This is a genomic window from Peribacillus sp. S4 (assembly GCF_046715815.1).
GTDB classification, from domain to species: domain Bacteria; phylum Bacillota; class Bacilli; order Bacillales; family DSM-1321; genus Peribacillus; species Peribacillus frigoritolerans.
This window is the reverse complement of the sequence record NZ_CP175708.1, coordinates 4317647-4334325: the sequence shown is the minus strand read 5'-3', so window position 1 is coordinate 4334325 and position 16679 is coordinate 4317647. Positions and strand designations below refer to the sequence as shown.

Genomic DNA, 16679 nt, shown 5'->3' with positions numbered 1-16679 from the left:
TTATTTCTGCTTTAAATGGTTTATTTTAAAGACGGCATTCACCGATTTATTATTAAGGATTTCCAGCAGCTGTTCAGCCATATAGTCAGCGCTATATTTAAAGCCAGTGTTGACCCATTCGATGATCATGCCCAATATCGCATATGCCTGGTAACTGGAGGCAAGTTCTTTATTGATCTTAGGGTTCGGCCGGTAATCTTCCAGGTCCTCCACTGGAAGTTTCTTCAACTCATTACAAATCCGTTCCAGTAATGTAGGCCATGCATTTGACTTTAGGATGAGGGTATAAATGTTTGCATGGTTAGCTACATGTTCAAATATTTTGATGACCGAAGCCGTTAGTTCATTGATGGTGAAAGTTTCGGCGTTCTTATAAGGTTCCCGGTAAGATATGATCAAATCGGCAATCACATCCTCCATGACCTCTTCAAGCAGTTCCTCTTTGTACTGATAGTGTTTATAAAATGTACCCCGATTAAGGTCGGCGAGTTCTACAATATCAGTAATCGATATCTCCCTGAAATCCTTACTTTGCATTAAAGAAATGAGGGATTCTTTCAAAGCCATTTTGGATTTCCTGATCCTTCTATCAATCCCAGTATTATTATCAGTCATTTTCTTCATCCTTTGTTCGTTATTGTGCTTTTAATAAACATAGTTCCTACTTTCTGTTCATTATTCAACATTGAGGACAGCATTTGCTGATTGTATAAGCCTACTGAAACTAATTATACTATAAAGGAAGGTAGATAATGAACATCTGTACAATAAGTAACGCTTCACTAGAATGAATGGGGGAGTTCAAATGAAATTACAAGACAAAGTTGCCGTTGTGACAGGAGCAGCATCAGGCATGGGGAAACAAATTGCCATAGATTATGCTCGAGAAGGAGCTAAAGTCGTCGTATCGGATTTAAATCTTGATGGTGCGAATGATACGGTGGAAGAAATAAAAGCGAATGGCGGAGTGGCCTTTGCCATTAAAACGAACGTAGCGGTGGAGGAAGATATTCAACATTTGATCGATACCACGGTCAGTACGTATGGAACGGTGGATATTTTGGTGAATAACGCGGGTATCATGGATGGCATGGAACCTGCTGGGGACATTGAAGATTCTAGATGGGATTGGACTTTTGCCATTAACACGACAAGCGTCATGCGTTCGACTAGAAAGGTGATGCCGATTTTTTTAGAAAAACAAAAAGGGGTCATCATCAATATTGCTTCTGCTGGCGGTTTGTACGGTGCCCGGGCTGGTGCTGCTTACACTGCCTCTAAACATGCAGTCGTTGGTTTCACGAAAAACACGGGCTACATGTATGCCAATAAAGGGATTCGCTGCAATGCTATAGCACCAGGCGGAGTAGAAACCAATATTGGTTCCAGCATGACGAATATCAATGAGTTTGGCTTCTCTCGCCAACAACTGGGTATGGCGATCAATCCACGAAACGGCAAACCTGAGGAAATCGCTAAAGTGGCATTATTCCTTGCTTCAGACGATTCCAGTTTTGTTAATGGTACTGTCATTACGGCAGATGCTGGTTGGAGTGCATATTAAGCCATGAATTAAAAAGAATCCATGCATTCCTGCCAGTAAGCAGGGATGCATGTTTTTTTGAGTGGAGCTTTGGCAGGGTATTTGGGTGGGGATTGTGGTTATCCGGAAATTTCCATAATGAAGGTTTTGACTTCATTGGGTGATTTCAATCGAAAGTGGATTAGTGGGGGCTGGATAGTTCCGCTGCTATCCAGTTTTTCTCAAAAAGAATTATGCTATCAATGGATTTAAAAGATAAGTTGAACTCTGAAATCTCGGAAGCAAAATAGGTTCCCTGAAAAAATCCACTTTCCTTATGAAATAGAATCATTGAGTGATCCATTAGTTTGCTGCGGTACCTCGCAAACAATATATTAATGTTCGTGAGAATATTGAAGGACTTTCTGACGGACGTAATCAAGATGCTTGTACATTTGGCTGAATGCTTCATGTGGATCATGTGCTGCAAGTGCAGCATAGATGGCTTTATGATACTTCACAGTCAGTTCCCGTTCCCTGAATTGAATCAAGCTATTTATTTTATTATGAGTGATCAATAAGGAATCGATCATGCCTTCAATGATGGGATTGTTCGCACTTAAAGCGATGATCTTATGGAATTCTTTATCGGCCTCTCCATAATCGTTGTCTTCACTATTGGCAATCGTGTCAATCGTAACCTGCAGTTTCTCCAGTTGCTCGTCTGTGATCTTTTCGGCAGCCATTGTTACTAATCCCAACTCCAAAGCCATTCGCGCTTCGATGATCGCTGGTAAATTATCCGTAGCCAGCGCAAGCATGACAGAGAATGGATGTGTACCGATTTTATCGTTAAAAAAGGTTCCTTCACGCGTTTTCCGTGTAATGACCCCTAGTGTATCAAGGGCACTGAGCGCCTCACGTAAAACAGGCCGGCTTACTTCAAGTTCTTTCATAAGCTCCATTTCAGGAGGCAGTTTGTCGCCCGCTTTCATTTGTCCAGTGACGAGCAGATGCACAATTTGATCCACGACTTGTTGTGAAAGAGTGTTGCGATGTACCGATTGTACGCCTAATTTCTTTGACGATTCTTCCATTGTGTAACCCCTTTTCTGTTAAATCCTATATGTATTCCTACTGTAAGACTAATTATATAATATAATACACTTATTTGCATGTAGACCTATGTCCAAAAAAAGTAAAATGCGCCGCTCTAAAGAGAGAGACGCACGCATTGTTGGAAAAAAATCATCTGACAAGGCAAGGTGATTTCGGATTGAACTTCCATCCGGAAACCAAGTATTGCATAGCCATTGAATCATCACGGGCACCAAGTCCTTTTTGTTTATAAAGCTGATGTGCCTTCTCGATTTGTTCCATATCCACTTCAATTCCAAGTCCGGGTTTGGAAGGGACATCGACCATTCCGCCGACAATTTTAAAAGGTTCTTTCGTCAAACGCTGCCCATCCTGCCAAATCCAGTGGGTATCGATCGCAGTGATTTTTCCAGGTGCGGCTGCAGCAACGTGTGTAAACATGGCAAGTGAAATGTCAAAGTGATTATTCGAGTGTGATCCCCAAGTCAAGCCCCAGTCGTTACACATTTGAGCGACACGGACGGACCCTTGCATCGTCCAAAAATGCGGATCGGCAAGAGGAATGTCCACGGATTGAAGTTGAATGGAGTGCCCCATTTGCCTCCAGTCCGTTGCAATCATATTCGTAGCGGTTGGGAGGCCCGTTGCACGCCTGAATTCCGTCATGATTTCCCGGGCAGAAAAACCATTCTCCGCTCCGCATGGATCTTCCGCATAAGCCAAAACATGATGTTGATCGCGGCAAAGTTTAATCGCATCCTCAAGCAGCCAGCCACCATTTGGGTCAAGGGTGATCCTGGCTTCAGGGAAGCGTTCAGCAAGCGCCGTCACCGCTTCGATTTCTTCTTCCCCGCGCAAAACCCCGCCTTTCAATTTAAAATCATTGAATCCATAGCGAGAGTGGGCGGCTTCTGCCAAGCGGACGATCGATTCGGGTGTCAGCGCTTCCTCATGACGGAGGCGAATCCAGTCATCTTCCGCTTCCGGTTCGCTTAAATAACCAAGATCTGTTTTATTGCGGTCGCCTACATAAAATAAGTAGCCCAGCATTTCCACTTTATCACGCTGCTGTCCTTCGCCGAGAAGGGCTGCGACTGGAACACCTAAATGTTGGCCAACTAAATCAAGAAGTGCCGCTTCCAATGCTGTTACGGCATGAATGGCAATACGAAGATCGAACGTCTGAAGGCCGCGTCCCCCAGCATCCCGGTCCGCAAACTGCTTGCGGATGGCATTTAGAATGTTGTTGTATGTCCCGATGGACTGGCCCACAACCAATTCTTTAGCATCTTCGAGTGTCTGGCGGATTTTTTCGCCTCCAGGAACTTCACCTACACCCGTATTACCCGCATTGTCTTTTAGAATGACGATGTTTCGGGTGAAATAAGGAGCATGGGCACCACTCAAGTTCAAAAGCATGCCGTCATGGCCCGCAACTGGAATGACGCTCATTTCTGAAATTACCGGTGTGCCGATTTTTATATGATCCTTTAGTAATTGATTGTTCATGATTTTTCCCCCTATATCAGAATATTTAGTTGATTATGATTTTAACTTTACACGTTTAATTTCACCAACTAGGAATAAATAACTTAAAATCGCGACAAGAGCATTGGCACATACGAAGACTAGCGCACCATTAAACGACCCTGTCGTGGCAATGATATATCCGATGATAATCGGTGTTGTAATGCCGGCAATGTTTCCGAATGTGTTGAAAAGCCCGCCGCTGACACCTGACATTTCCTTTGGTGAGGTATCGGCCACTACCGCCCAGCCGAGTGCCCCGAATCCTTTACCGAAAAACGCAAGGGCCATAACGAAAATGACAACCCATTCCGTATCTACATAGTTTGCTGCCACCAAGCTCATCGATAGAATCATCCCAACAACAATTGGCACCTTTCGGGCGACAGTCAATGAGAATCCCTTCCGTAACAAGAAATCAGAGAATGTCCCTCCGAGAATGCCGCCAAAAAATCCGCAAATGGCCGGAAGGGAAGCGACGAATCCAACTTCAAGAATGGTCATGCCCCTTTCTTGTACTAGGTACACAGGAAACCATGTCAGGAAAAAGTACGTTAATGTCGTAATGCAATATTGTCCGAGATAAACACCTAACAGCATGCGATTTGATAATAGCTGCTTAATATGATTCCAGTTGACACCTTTCTGTTCCTCCTTATTTGTACTGGTTTGATCCATATTGATCAAGGCGCCGCCAGCTTCGATATATTCAAGCTCAGCTTTGTTGATGCGAGGATGTTCCTTTGGGCCATAAATCGTTTTCAGCCAGATGAAAGAAACGATGATTCCTAAAGCACCCATAAAGAAGAAGACGTATTCCCAACCGAATTTATACGTAATGTAACCCATGATCGGTGCAAAGAGAACGGTTGCAAAATACTGGGCCGAATTGAAAGTGGCAGCCGCGGTTCCGCGTTCATGGCTTGGGAACCAGGTGGCAACGATGCGGCTGTTGGCCGGAAAGGAAGGGGCTTCTGCCAGTCCAACTAAGAAACGCAGTCCGAACAATACCATGACAGCCGTTCCCGCAGAACCGAAAAAACCGAGAAACCCCTGTAAAAGCGTAAAGGTGGACCATAACGTGATACTCCAAAAATAAACTTTTTTCGAGCCAAAACGGTCTAAAAGCCATCCGCCTGGAATTTGTCCAGCTACATAAGACCAAGCGAAAGCGGAGAAAACATAGCCCATCATGACTGAATCGAGACCAAGCTGACCAGACATGTCCGTACCCGCAATGGATAGCGTCGCACGATCCGCATAATTCAGGGCTGTAACTAAAAAGAGCATAAAGACAATGAACCATCGTGTGCGTGTTTTTTTCTGGGCACTTGGCAGTTTAGGAGATGGTTGAAAAACTTTTTCTTCAGCGTTCATATACTCACTTCCTTAATCGTATTTTATTATATTTTCTAATTGATACCGCTTACAATGTTAACCGTTTCCTCCTTCGTGAAAATTCTTAATATTTAGTTTTGTCCAATGGTAAGACAAATAAAATTGTTTGTCAATGGCTTTTTTTCTTAAAAGATTTTCATTTTAGCTCCTTCATTATCGTGTTTTTTTGTATATATTAGAAGCGAAATTATCGAGGGATAAAGTAGCGCTTCATTTTTCAGAAAATAAAAAAAATACGATTGACCAGATGGTGTATTTGTCTTACAATAAAACAATAATACACAAGGGGGGAATAAAAAATGAATAAGATCCGCAAGGCACCTAAAGGAATACTCGGATTTCCCGTGGCACCATTCACAACGAGTAATAAGCTTGATGAACAAGCACTCGCCCAAAATATCCAATTTTTATTAGATGAGGGACTAGAAGCTATTTTCGTGGCATGTGCAGCAGCGGAATATCCATCATTAAGTAAAGAGGAATATGAAGCGATGGTTGAGGTAGCCGTATCCGTCACCGCTGGAAAAGTACCTGTATACACAGGGGTAGGCGGGAATATCCAAACTTCCCTCGAACTTGCCAGAATATCTGCGGATAAAGGGGCAGATGGTTATTTAATATTACCTCCATATCTCGTTACTGGAGAACAGGCAGGTCTGTCGGCTTATTTCAAAGCCATCGCAAAGAGTACAGACTTGAATTCCATCGTATATCAGCGTGATAATGTGGCATTTTCACTTTCAACTTTGGAAGCGCTTGCTGAGGTCCCGCAGGTAGTCGGCGTCAAAGACGGTCTGGGCAATATGGAGTTGAATGGACTCCTTACACAAACCTTCGGAAAACGTTTCGGCTGGCTGAACGGAATGCCGCTTGCGGAAGTTACCATGTCGGCCTACGTTCCACTTGGCTTTGATTCCTATTCATCGGCGATATCCAATTACATCCCGCATATCTCACGAAAGTTCTATAATGGCATCCTGAGCGGAGATCAAGAAACGGTCAATGAAATTTACCAGCAGGTCATCATGCCGATCAACAACATTCGCCGTCAGCGAAAAGGGTATGCCGTTTCTCTCATTAAAGCAGGTATGGAGATTATGGGAATGCCGGTTGGGCAAACAGTCAGATTACCGATTCTTCCGGTGGAAAAAGAACATTATGCAGAAATGCAAACGATATTAGAGAATGCTTTAGATCGTTTTCCAAAAGAAACACCAATTCAATCAATCTAATAAGGGTGGGGATTATATATGATAACTACAGTTCAAACAAAAACGTATCTTAACTATATTAATGGTGAATGGGTTGCTTCCATTTCAAATGAAGTTGAAAAAAGTTTAAACCCGGCAGATAAACAGGCAATTGTCGGTTATGTACAAAAATCCACCAAAGAAGACTTGGACCTGGCAGTGGAAGCAGCGAAAAAGGCGAAAGATAAATGGCGCAAACTAGCTGGTTCAGAGCGCGGGGAGTATCTGTATAAAGCAGCGCAAATTCTTGAAAAGCGGATTGATGAAATCGCAGAATGTGCAACACGGGAAATGGGCAAGACATTTGCTGAAACAAAAGGGGAAACGGCACGCGGTATTGCGATCCTGAAATACTATGCAGGAGAAGGAATGCGTAAGGTGGGGGATGTCATTCCATCCACCGACAGTTCTGCGCTTATGTTCACGACGCGCGTTCCGCTTGGTGTTGTCGGCGTCATTACACCTTGGAATTTCCCGATCGCCATCCCAATCTGGAAGATGGCTCCTGCCCTCGTATATGGGAATACGATTGTGGTGAAGCCAGCCACCGAGACGGCCATCACCTGTGCGAAAATCATGGAGTGTTTTGAAGAAGCCGGTTTCCCGGCGGGCGTTGTCAATATGGTTACAGGGCCGGGCAGTGTCATCGGGCAGGGCATCGCCGATCACGAAGATATAAACGGGATTACCTTTACCGGCTCAAACGGAGTCGGAAAAAGGATTGGACAAGCGGCGTTAGCACGCGGCGCGAAATACCAGCTTGAAATGGGCGGGAAAAACCCGGTGATCGTTGCAGCGGATGCGGATCTTAACCTGGCTGTAGAAGCAGTCATTACAGGTGCGTTCCGTTCAACGGGGCAAAAATGTACCGCGACAAGCCGTGTCATCGTTGCAGCTGAAGTATATGAAGAGTTCAAGCAGCTGCTGGTGAAAGAAACGAAAGGCATTTCCATCGGGGATGGATTGGACAGCGGGACATGGATGGGACCATGTGCCAGCGAAAGTCAATTGAATACGGTTCTTTCCTATATCGAAAAAGGAGTGGAAGAAGGTGCTGCACTTCTAATTGGCGGGAAGCGTGCTGAAGAAGGCCCTCAGGCGAATGGCTTTTATGTAGAACCTACGATTTTTGATAATTGCACGTCAGATATGACAATTGTACAGGAAGAAATTTTTGGTCCGGTGATCGCCTTATTGAAAGCTGATTCAGTTGAAGAAGCCCTGCAACTTGCGAACAGCGTGGAATATGGCCTTAGTGCTTCGATTTTCACAGCCAATATCAAACATCTGCTTTCATTTGTTAATGATATGGAAGCGGGATTGATCAGGGTCAACGCCGAGAGCGCAGGCGTTGAATTACAGGCGCCATTTGGCGGCATGAAAAACTCCAGCTCCCACTCCAGGGAACAAGGAGAAGCAGCAAAAGAGTTTTTTACTTCCATTAAAACGGTGTTTGTCAAATAAGGGAAAAAAACAGTATTTCTGAAAATTACCGGCACGTGTATGTTTAGTGATGTCTGTTTGCTTTTTTAGAATGAAGGAGTGGTGAAGTGGATACGAAAACGCAACTGACGGAGGTACCGCTTTATATTAAGGTGAATGGGATTGACAATGTCGCCATCGTGGTTAATACGGGAGGCTTGGATCAAGGAACCGTATTCCCTTGTGGGCTTGAATTGAAAGAAAGAGTGCCACAAGGCCACAAAGTGGCTTTAATGGACATAGTCGAAAATGAAGCCATCATACGCTATGGGGAAGTTATCGGTTATGCGGCAAAATCAATCAGTAAGGGATGTTGGATTGACGAATCACTGGTGATACTTCCGTCTTCTCCGGATTTAAAGGAATTGCCGGTAGCAAATGATATTCCGAAAACTTTACCCCCGCTTGAAGGGTATACATTCCAAGGGTTCCGCAATGAAGATGGCAGTGTTGGAACCAAGAACATATTGGGCATTACAACAAGCGTCCAATGTGTAGTGGGCGTGCTGGATTTCGTCGTGAACCGGATAAAAAAAGAGCTACTCCCGAAGTATCCCAATGTTGATGATGTTTTCGCCATAAATCACAACTATGGATGCGGAGTCGCTATCAATGCACCGGAAGCGGTCATTCCCATTCGCACGATACAGAACCTTGCGAAACACCCGAATTTCGGCGGGGAAGCCTTGGTAGTTGGACTGGGGTGTGAAAAACTGTCTCCAATGAGAATAAATCCAAGCGGGGACGATTCAGATATCATTTCACTTCAGGATCAGCAGGGATTTGCGGGGATGGTCCAATCCATTATGGAAATGGCCGAGGAACGTTTAATCAAGTTGAACCGCCGGCAGCGGGAAACATTTCCGGTTTCCGAATTAGTCATCGGCACCCAGTGCGGAGGAAGTGATGCATTCTCTGGTGTCACAGCTAACCCTGCCGTAGGATATGCCACAGATCTGTTAGTCAGGGCAGGGGCAACCGTTCTATTTTCTGAAGTCACAGAAGTACGGGATGCGATTCATCTATTAACGCCTCGTGCAGTGAATGAAGAAGTGGGGAGAGCTTTAATAAAGGAAATGGATTGGTATGATAACTACCTTGCTTTAGGTGATGCCGACCGAAGTGCCAATCCGTCGCCAGGAAACAAAAAGGGCGGGTTGGCCAATGTAGTGGAAAAATCATTAGGCTCCATTGCCAAATCCGGAGGCAGCCCCATTTCAGGCGTACTGGCTCCTGGTGAAAAAGCAACGGAAAAAGGGCTGATTTTTGCTGCTACACCAGCTAGTGACTTTGTTTGCGGAACGCTTCAGCTAGCTTCCGGCATGCACCTTCAAGTTTTTTCAACTGGAAGAGGCACACCTTATAATCTCGCAATGGCTTCCGTCATCAAAGTATCTACACGAAATACATTGACCGAGCAATGGAAAGATCTGATCGATATAAATGCTGGAACGATCGCTACTGGTGAAGCAACCATAGAGGAAGTCGGGTGGGAAATATTTCACCTTATTCTGGAAGTGGCCAGCGGTAAAAAGAAAACCTGGGCAGAACATTGGGGCCTGCATAATGATTTGGCACTGTTCAATCCTGCGCCAATTACCTAATAGTGAATGAATTGAAGGACTTCCTTTTATAGGGGGTCCTTTTTTTGATGGTCCAATTTTTACAGTTGCATTATTTTTCCTCCAGAAAAGAGGACCGCCGGACTATTGGCAGAAGTTATTAATGAAGGAATGATTTACATCAGGGTGATACGGAAGTACATTATGAGGAGGGATACCATGGTCACATTCAGGAAAGCGACGGCAAATGACTTAAGTGAAATCGTACGGATGCTTGCGGATGATGCATTGGGGAGGGAGAGGGAGCGATATGAAAATCCGCTTCCTGAAAGCTATCTAAACGCATTTGATTCCATTGATGCAGATGAAAATAATGAATTGATCGTTGCATGCCTTGGTGAGGAAATCGTTGGAGTGCAGCAAATCACTTTCACACCTTATATTACCCATCAAGGCGGCTGGAGAGCTACGATCGAAGGAGTTCGGACGGCATCTACAGAACGGGGGAAAGGCATTGGAAGCAAGTTGATTCAATATGCGATTGACCGTGCAAAGAAGCGGGGCTGCCATATCATTCAGCTCACGACTGATAAAAAGCGGGAAGAAGCGCTGCGATTTTATGAACGGTTAGGATTCAAAGCCACTCATGAAGGCATGAAAATGAAGCTTTAATTCACGGTCTTTTGTCCCCATTTTTTGTGCACAACAATTCGTCTGGCATTATATGTTAAAATTATGCATGAGATATTAATAGATGTATATAGGCTTTAAAAACTGATGAAAGGGGTGAGCTCGATGGAAAACGAAGCTTGTATTCAGAAGAGGTACGGTGTAATTAGTTTTACTTCATTCATCATTGGAATCATTTGCTTTTTTACTGTTTTTATTACACCTATCAGAATAGGAAATATCGAAAACTTGACTGGTGGTTATATCACATTTTTCCTTACGGTTGCCGGCATCGTCCTCTCTGTCATGGGAATTTTGAAGAAAACGGAGAAAAACATGATTTCCATCATCTCATTGGTTTTCTCCTCATCATTCTTTATTTTTTGGGTAATCATCATCACTTTGTTGTTAACGGGTGAAATGGAATGGCCACGCAGAATAATAAGATAAAGGGATTGAATCAAGATGGTGGATATAGTTCTGACTAAAAGGGGATTATTCAATGATAAGAGGTTTATATGAAGCACATTTACCGGTTAGTAATTTGAATCGTTCCATTGAATTCTATGTAGGGCTAGGTTTGCAGTTGGATCATAAAGTTGAAGACAATCTGGCTTTTCTATGGATTGAGAAGGATAAAAGTTGGTTGGGGCTTTGGGAAACGGAAAAAGTGGAGGTTGATTATCATCCCTCCCTACGGCATATCGCTTTTCAAGTATCATTGGAAGATCTAAAGAGCTCAGTCGCATGGCTAAAAGATAGAGGCTATGCGCCAAGAGAGGCTTTTGGATTTCTACCAGTTGAACCTTTCGTGATGCCTCATGGGGAATATGCCCACGCTAAAATTCACTTTAATGATCCAGATGGAAACAGTTTGGAGTTTATTAGTAAACTGGAGAATTCAAAAATAATCAAGAATCGTATGTATTTAAGTGAATGGGAGCAGATAAATGAATGCAGAAGTGAAAATAACAAATGACAGATGAACGGAAATTTTAAGAATAATAATCATTCAAATATGCTTTATGTCAAAACAGAATGGAGAATAATAGAATGAATGTCAAAGCGGAATTATATTGGAATGAATATTGGCAAGGGAAAGATGAAAAACCCCAGTCTGTCAGTGCATGGCAATTCGGGGCCGATCCCGATCATTTGGCTCAGTTAGTGATGGATGGGATAAAAACGGCTACATGCTCTGGGTATGTTTTTTACGGAGAGGAAAATGAACCATTACCATCCGTGGGTGATTACAGCATTATCTTAAGCAGTGAGGATTTGCCCTTAGCCATCATACAAACAGTGAAAGTCGAAGTATTGCCCATGAATGAAGTGAGTGAAGAGTTTGCGATTTCAGAAGGGGAAGGAGATCGTACCTATACTTACTGGTGGGATGCTCATGAGAAATTTTTTAAAGAAGAACTGGACAAAATCGGCCACACCTTTAAAGAAGATATGCTGCTGGTGTGTGAGCGTTTTGAGTTGATACATGTAAAGTGAGTGTGGACGGATTGGTCGGAGAGAGCAATAAGTGTTTTTGTTCAATGATTTGCTATAATAGATCATTGGATTAAAAACCTTATAGAAAGATAGGTATTTGCATGAAAAAGAAACTGATATTCATTGGCTTGGTAATCCTGGTTGTTTTCCTGCTGATGCTTGGTACGTATAAATTAATGAATTCGAGAACCTATCAGGTGTTCGGTGGATTAACGGATAATGTCGAGACGAATGAAAAAGTGGTCGCTTTAACTTTTGATGATGGCCCATCGAAGAATGTAAATGAGATTCTGCCGTTGTTGGCTAAATATGATGTGAAAGCTACATTCTTCCTGATCGGTAACGAAATCGAAAAGTACCCGGAGGAAGCTAGGAAAATAGCGGAAGCGGGACATCAGATTGGGAATCATACATATTCGCACAGGCGGATGGTGTTCAAATCGCCTTCTTATATAAAGGAGGAAATCGAGAAAACGGATAAATTGATTCAGAACGCCGGATATAAGGGTGAAATTGATGTCCGGCCTCCAAACGGGAAAAAAATCATAGGTTTGCCTTATTATTTAAATAAAAATGATAGAGAGACCATTACCTGGGATCTGGAACCAGATAGCTATTACACTACCGCTTCTGACAAAGTGAAGTATGTGAAGGAAAATATAAAACCAGGTTCGATCATCCTGATGCATCCGATGTATGATGATACGGGTAAAGAGCTTCAAGCAATTGAAGGGATCTTACGAGAGTTAACGAACGAAGGGTATACGTTTGTGACGGTCAATGAACTTCAGGAAATGTAGTTTTTGGTCCAGAGGATTTTCGAAGAATCGGGTTGCTGCGGCAGCCCTTTTTTATTTGATATAAAGAATAGTACAAAACATGGGCTGCATATTGTTTCTTAACGGAAGGTTGTTGTTAGGGCTTGGATTCGCATGAATTTTTCCTTAGTGGAAATAAAGCTATTAAAATGGGGCTGGTTACTTGTATCGGAATAAAAACACCGCTCTGATCATGATTTTGTGTTTCCTGTTATTCCTATTTCTTGTGGTGCTCATTTTTCGCCACATTACGGTATACTTCGTGTATAGCTCGGGCATCGGCCCGTTATTACTTATCGGGATAATGGTTTTGGCTATCGTTATGCTTTTTATCAGAGGGTATAAATAATCGCGTTTCTTCATTTTTTAGGTTTGTGCATTTTGAACGTTGATTGGAACGTAGGGCACTCGCTTTCCGCGGGCGGTCCGCCCTCGGCGCCTTTGCGCCTGCGGGGTCTCCCCTGAACACGTTTTCCTGCAGGAGTCTCATACCTTACGTTCCAATCAACTTTGTTTTGAAATTTAGAAACCCCTTTTGTCTAAAAACTAGAGGCTGCTGTGCAGCCTTTTTTTATGTGGAAAAAGTTCTCCGCATCGATAGACATAAAAAAATATAAAAATCAATAAAAAATTAACACTCCAACATTAGTAATATATGGTAAGATTTGAAATGGAATTATTTTCTTCTAAATTTTATTCAGGGGTGATTAGTGCGTGGAGTTTTTTACTAAGTGGTCGTTTAAGAACAAGGCTGCCGTTTCATTGGTAACCATATTTATTTTGATGATAGGAGTTGTCAGTTATTTTAAACTGCCGATGGAATTTTTACCATCTGCTGATAATCCACAAGTTACGATTATCACAATGGGGCAGGGCACCGATTCGAAAACGATGGAAGCACAAGTTACAGATCCGATTGAAAGGGCAGTTACGGGCGTTAAAGGAAAGAATTCCATATACTCTACCACTGGAGATGGTTTTTCTAAAGTAGATCTATTCTTTGAAGCCGGATCGGATATGAAACAAGCGAAACTGGATGTTCAGGAAGCTTTAGGCAGTGTGGCATTGCCGCAAAGCATGGCAAAGCCTACTGTTACACAGTTAAATACGTCAATGATTCCCATTTCATTTGTATCAGTTACTTTTAAGGATGGGTTAACAGCTGAAAATATAGACTTTGCCAAGAAAGAATTGGAGCCTTTGTATAAAGATATTAAAGGGGTTTCGGATGTACAGACATTCGGTGTTTCGCAATCCATTCTTTCAGTCAAAGTGGATAATGAAGAATTGGCTAAAAAGAAAGTCTCCATTCAAGATGTCATGAGCGTCCTTAACGGTCAGAATGCAGCTCTGGCCGTAGGCGAAAAAGTGATTGATGGGAAGGCAAGTAACATCAAGGTGATCGGTGATTTAACAAGTATAGAAAAATTAGAAGCGCTGAAGGTCACTCCTAATGTCGCACTTGGACAGATAGCAAAAGTTGAAGAAGCGAATGATGGCAACCTCATTAGTCGTTTTAATGGAAAGGAAAGCATTGATTTAAGCATTATCAAGGACAGTCAATCAAATGCTGTCACAATCAGTAAAGAGGTTGAAAAAGTAGCGAAAGAAATTAATGAAAAGTATAGTGACCAGAAATCGACCATTTATTTATCTACAGCTGATATGGTGGAGACGTCCGTTCAGACGATGGTAAAAGAAGTTCTGCTGGGTGCGCTATTCGCTACGATTGTAATCATGGTCTTTTTACGGAATGTACGATCTACATTCATTACAATCGTATCCATACCGCTATCTCTTGGCTTTACGTTATTTTTGCTGTCATTGTCGGGAGTGACGCTGAATATTTTGACGCTGGGCGGTGTCGCTGTAGCGATCGGGCGCTTGGTGGACGATAGTATTGTCGTTATTGAAAACATTTTCCGGAAAATGCAGCAGGAGAAGATTTCAGTCGAATTGGTGATGGATGCAACGAAAGAGGTGGGAGTGGCAATCACAGCTTCAACCCTTACGACTGTAGCCGTTTTCTTGCCGGTTGCTTTATTGAATGGAGGGCTTCAGGAGTTTCTTCTTCCTTTTGCTTTGACTGTCACTTATTCTTTGCTGGCTTCATTAATTGTGGCATTGACGGTTGTTCCGTTAATGAGCGCAGGATTGCTGAAAAGGACGGAGCTGCCAAAACATCGACCGGCCAAGCGTTTTACGAAGCTGGTTACTTGGTCACTAAACCATAAATGGGTTGTCCTGATTGTTGCGATGCTGTTGTTTGTCGGTTCCATTGGTACATATTTTGCCATGCCAAAAGGGGCGATTGATAATTCTTCAGCAGATTATGTCTCCGTGACATTAACTTATCCAAATGATCAGCCCTATGAGAAAGTAAAGGAAAAAGCGATTGAACTCGAAGAAACGATGCAGGGTATGAATGAAGTGGATAATATTTTCATGCAATTAGGAAACTCTCCCGAGACAGCACAATATGGCGAAGTCGCATCACCTACTGAAGCGATTTTCGGCATCCTGGTAAAGGATAAAGCAAATGTAGATGCAATCCTGAAAAAAATGGAAAAGGAACAAGAAAACTATCCTGATGCGAAGCTTACGGCCCAAGCCTCTTCCTTTATGATGGGAGCATCAAAGACGAACATTACGATAGATGTGATCGGCAGTAATGCAGAAGATTTGGAACGGACGGCCAATAATGTCAAAGAAAGAATTCAGGACATTAAAGGAATCGAAGAGGTTACAACGAACCAGGATGAAAAGAAAACCATTTATTCATTCACGGTAGATCCGGCTAAAGGCAATACAGAACAAATCGGCCAACAATTAGGTATCATGCTTAATAAAACGCCTATCGGCCATATAACTTTACAGGATAAGCAAACACCTGTCGTCCTTGAACCAATCTTGGATCCTAAAAAACCAGAGGATTTAAAAAGCATTCCGATCATGACAGACGGGGGTCTAGCCCCAGTGTCAAAAGTTGCTTCTTTAAAGAGCGAAGAGAGCGCAACAACGCAGTTCCATAAAGATGGAGAAACATATCTCCAATTAACGGCAACGGTCGATCCGGCTAAGCTGTCCGATATTGCAAGTAAAATAAATCTCGAGATATTTGGAGATAAAGAGAACAAAGGCCTTAGTATTCCGGGTGATGTAGAGATTTTAGTCGGCGGAGCCAGTGCTCAGCAGACAGATGATTTTTCCGATTTATTCCTTACGATGTTAATATCGATCGGCATTGTCTTTTTAATCATGGTTATAACCTTTAAATCGATCAAAGCACCGATTGCCATTCTATTTTCCTTGCCATTCGCTGCCATTGGAGCGGTATTAGGATTGGTTATCAGTCGAATTCCAGTTGATATTACAGCACTGCTGGGTGCTCTCATGTTAATAGGAATTGTTGTGACAAACGCGATTGTGCTTCTGGATCGAGTCAAACAAAACGAAGAAAAAATGATCATCCGTGATGCGATCGTCGAAGCGACAGCCACAAGATTCCGTCCAATCATAATGACGGCTGTAGCAACGATTTGTGCCATGCTGCCGCTTTTATATAAAAAGGCGGAAACAGGAAGCTTGGTTTCACAAAGCTTGGCGATCGTTGTCATTGGCGGGCTAGCTGTTTCCACACTGCTCACACTGATCGTCATTCCATGTATATACGAATTGCTGTACTATAAAAAATCGAAAAAACAGAGAAGGAAAAAGAGAGAACCTGTTAACGAACAAATCGAGATGTAAGGAAGTTTTAATAAAAAAGTTTGTAGAGAAAAGCAACATTTTCTTTACAAACTTTTTTTATTTAAAATAATGGTTGACTTTCCTCTAACCTGTAACTAAAATG

At 42.8% G+C, this 16679-nt stretch carries 15 protein-coding genes; 11 read left to right on the top strand and 4 right to left on the bottom strand.

The window, feature by feature from the left end:
• Positions 1–615 carry a TetR/AcrR family transcriptional regulator gene (locus ACJ9PY_RS20580; RefSeq protein WP_054399846.1) on the bottom strand — a complete coding sequence of 205 codons (615 nt, stop codon included), beginning with the start codon at positions 613–615 and terminating at the stop codon, positions 1–3.
• A 190-nt stretch (positions 616–805) separates the two neighbouring features.
• Between ACJ9PY_RS20580 and ACJ9PY_RS20575 the strand changes: the two genes are divergently transcribed.
• Positions 806–1564, top strand: a complete 759-nt coding sequence (locus ACJ9PY_RS20575) for an SDR family oxidoreductase (protein ID WP_411738859.1) — start codon at positions 806–808, stop codon at positions 1562–1564.
• A gap of 57 nt (positions 1565–1621) precedes the next feature.
• On the top strand, positions 1622–1795 hold the full coding sequence (locus tag ACJ9PY_RS20570; RefSeq protein ID WP_411738858.1) for a hypothetical protein: 174 nt from the start codon (positions 1622–1624) through the stop codon (positions 1793–1795).
• Between the two features lie 122 nt (positions 1796–1917).
• Here ACJ9PY_RS20570 and ACJ9PY_RS20565 read toward each other — a convergent pair whose 3' ends face one another.
• The 3 genes from ACJ9PY_RS20565 to ACJ9PY_RS20555 all read right to left on the bottom strand — a co-directional run bounded on the left by ACJ9PY_RS20565 (position 1918) and on the right by ACJ9PY_RS20555 (position 5524).
• Positions 1918–2619 carry a FadR/GntR family transcriptional regulator gene (locus ACJ9PY_RS20565; protein WP_034309657.1) on the bottom strand — a complete coding sequence of 234 codons (702 nt, stop codon included), beginning with the start codon at positions 2617–2619 and terminating at the stop codon, positions 1918–1920.
• Positions 2620–2770: 151 nt separating this feature from the next.
• A complete protein-coding gene (gudD, locus tag ACJ9PY_RS20560; RefSeq protein ID WP_411738857.1) occupies positions 2771–4129 on the bottom strand; it encodes a glucarate dehydratase in 1359 nt (452 codons plus the stop codon).
• A gap of 33 nt (positions 4130–4162) precedes the next feature.
• Entirely contained in the window at positions 4163–5524 is a 1362-nt protein-coding gene (locus ACJ9PY_RS20555; RefSeq protein WP_411738856.1) for an MFS transporter, read from the bottom strand.
• A gap of 320 nt (positions 5525–5844) precedes the next feature.
• On the opposite strand from ACJ9PY_RS20555, the gene kdgD reads away from it, so the two are divergent.
• The 9 genes from kdgD (at position 5845) to ACJ9PY_RS20510 (ending at position 16576) form a co-directional block, all read left to right on the top strand.
• Complete coding sequence (kdgD, locus tag ACJ9PY_RS20550; RefSeq protein WP_411738855.1) at positions 5845–6777, top strand: 5-dehydro-4-deoxyglucarate dehydratase; 933 nt, start codon at positions 5845–5847, stop codon at positions 6775–6777.
• Positions 6778–6795: 18 nt separating this feature from the next.
• Positions 6796–8259, top strand: coding sequence for an alpha-ketoglutaric semialdehyde dehydrogenase GucD (gene gucD, locus ACJ9PY_RS20545; protein WP_053536105.1), 1464 nt, complete (start codon positions 6796–6798; stop codon positions 8257–8259).
• 86 nt (positions 8260–8345) lie between these two features.
• Entirely contained in the window at positions 8346–9881 is a 1536-nt protein-coding gene (gene garD, locus ACJ9PY_RS20540; protein ID WP_239858789.1) for a galactarate dehydratase, read from the top strand.
• A gap of 177 nt (positions 9882–10058) precedes the next feature.
• On the top strand, positions 10059–10511 hold the full coding sequence (locus ACJ9PY_RS20535; protein WP_411738854.1) for an N-acetyltransferase family protein: 453 nt from the start codon (positions 10059–10061) through the stop codon (positions 10509–10511).
• 123 nt (positions 10512–10634) lie between these two features.
• On the top strand, positions 10635–10958 hold the full coding sequence (locus tag ACJ9PY_RS20530; protein ID WP_411738853.1) for a hypothetical protein: 324 nt from the start codon (positions 10635–10637) through the stop codon (positions 10956–10958).
• Positions 10959–11010: 52 nt separating this feature from the next.
• Positions 11011–11487 (top strand): VOC family protein, encoded by a 477-nt coding sequence (locus ACJ9PY_RS20525; RefSeq protein WP_411738852.1) that lies wholly within the window; start codon positions 11011–11013, stop codon positions 11485–11487.
• Between the two features lie 74 nt (positions 11488–11561).
• Positions 11562–12008 carry an ASCH domain-containing protein gene (locus ACJ9PY_RS20520; protein ID WP_063575342.1) on the top strand — a complete coding sequence of 149 codons (447 nt, stop codon included), beginning with the start codon at positions 11562–11564 and terminating at the stop codon, positions 12006–12008.
• 101 nt (positions 12009–12109) lie between these two features.
• Positions 12110–12808: a polysaccharide deacetylase family protein gene (locus ACJ9PY_RS20515; protein WP_098865515.1), complete on the top strand. Its 699-nt coding sequence runs from the start codon at positions 12110–12112 to the stop codon at positions 12806–12808.
• A gap of 732 nt (positions 12809–13540) precedes the next feature.
• Positions 13541–16576 carry an efflux RND transporter permease subunit gene (locus ACJ9PY_RS20510; protein ID WP_411738851.1) on the top strand — a complete coding sequence of 1012 codons (3036 nt, stop codon included), beginning with the start codon at positions 13541–13543 and terminating at the stop codon, positions 16574–16576.
• The last annotated feature ends 103 nt before the right edge of the window (positions 16577–16679 follow it).

Coding starts and splice junctions, on each gene's coding strand:
- ACJ9PY_RS20565 (WP_034309657.1), bottom strand. CDS start 2,619: ATGGAAGAATCGTCAAAGAAATTAGGCGTACAATCGGTACATCGCAAC.
- ACJ9PY_RS20555 (WP_411738856.1), bottom strand. CDS start 5,524: ATGAACGCTGAAGAAAAAGTTTTTCAACCATCTCCTAAACTGCCAAGT.
- kdgD (WP_411738855.1), top strand. CDS start 5,845: ATGAATAAGATCCGCAAGGCACCTAAAGGAATACTCGGATTTCCCGTG.
- ACJ9PY_RS20520 (WP_063575342.1), top strand. CDS start 11,562: ATGAATGTCAAAGCGGAATTATATTGGAATGAATATTGGCAAGGGAAA.
- ACJ9PY_RS20535 (WP_411738854.1), top strand. CDS start 10,059: ATGGTCACATTCAGGAAAGCGACGGCAAATGACTTAAGTGAAATCGTA.
- ACJ9PY_RS20575 (WP_411738859.1), top strand. CDS start 806: ATGAAATTACAAGACAAAGTTGCCGTTGTGACAGGAGCAGCATCAGGC.
- ACJ9PY_RS20525 (WP_411738852.1), top strand. CDS start 11,011: ATGATAAGAGGTTTATATGAAGCACATTTACCGGTTAGTAATTTGAAT.
- gudD (WP_411738857.1), bottom strand. CDS start 4,129: ATGAACAATCAATTACTAAAGGATCATATAAAAATCGGCACACCGGTA.
- gucD (WP_053536105.1), top strand. CDS start 6,796: ATGATAACTACAGTTCAAACAAAAACGTATCTTAACTATATTAATGGT.
- ACJ9PY_RS20515 (WP_098865515.1), top strand. CDS start 12,110: ATGAAAAAGAAACTGATATTCATTGGCTTGGTAATCCTGGTTGTTTTC.
- ACJ9PY_RS20530 (WP_411738853.1), top strand. CDS start 10,635: ATGGAAAACGAAGCTTGTATTCAGAAGAGGTACGGTGTAATTAGTTTT.
- ACJ9PY_RS20580 (WP_054399846.1), bottom strand. CDS start 615: ATGACTGATAATAATACTGGGATTGATAGAAGGATCAGGAAATCCAAA.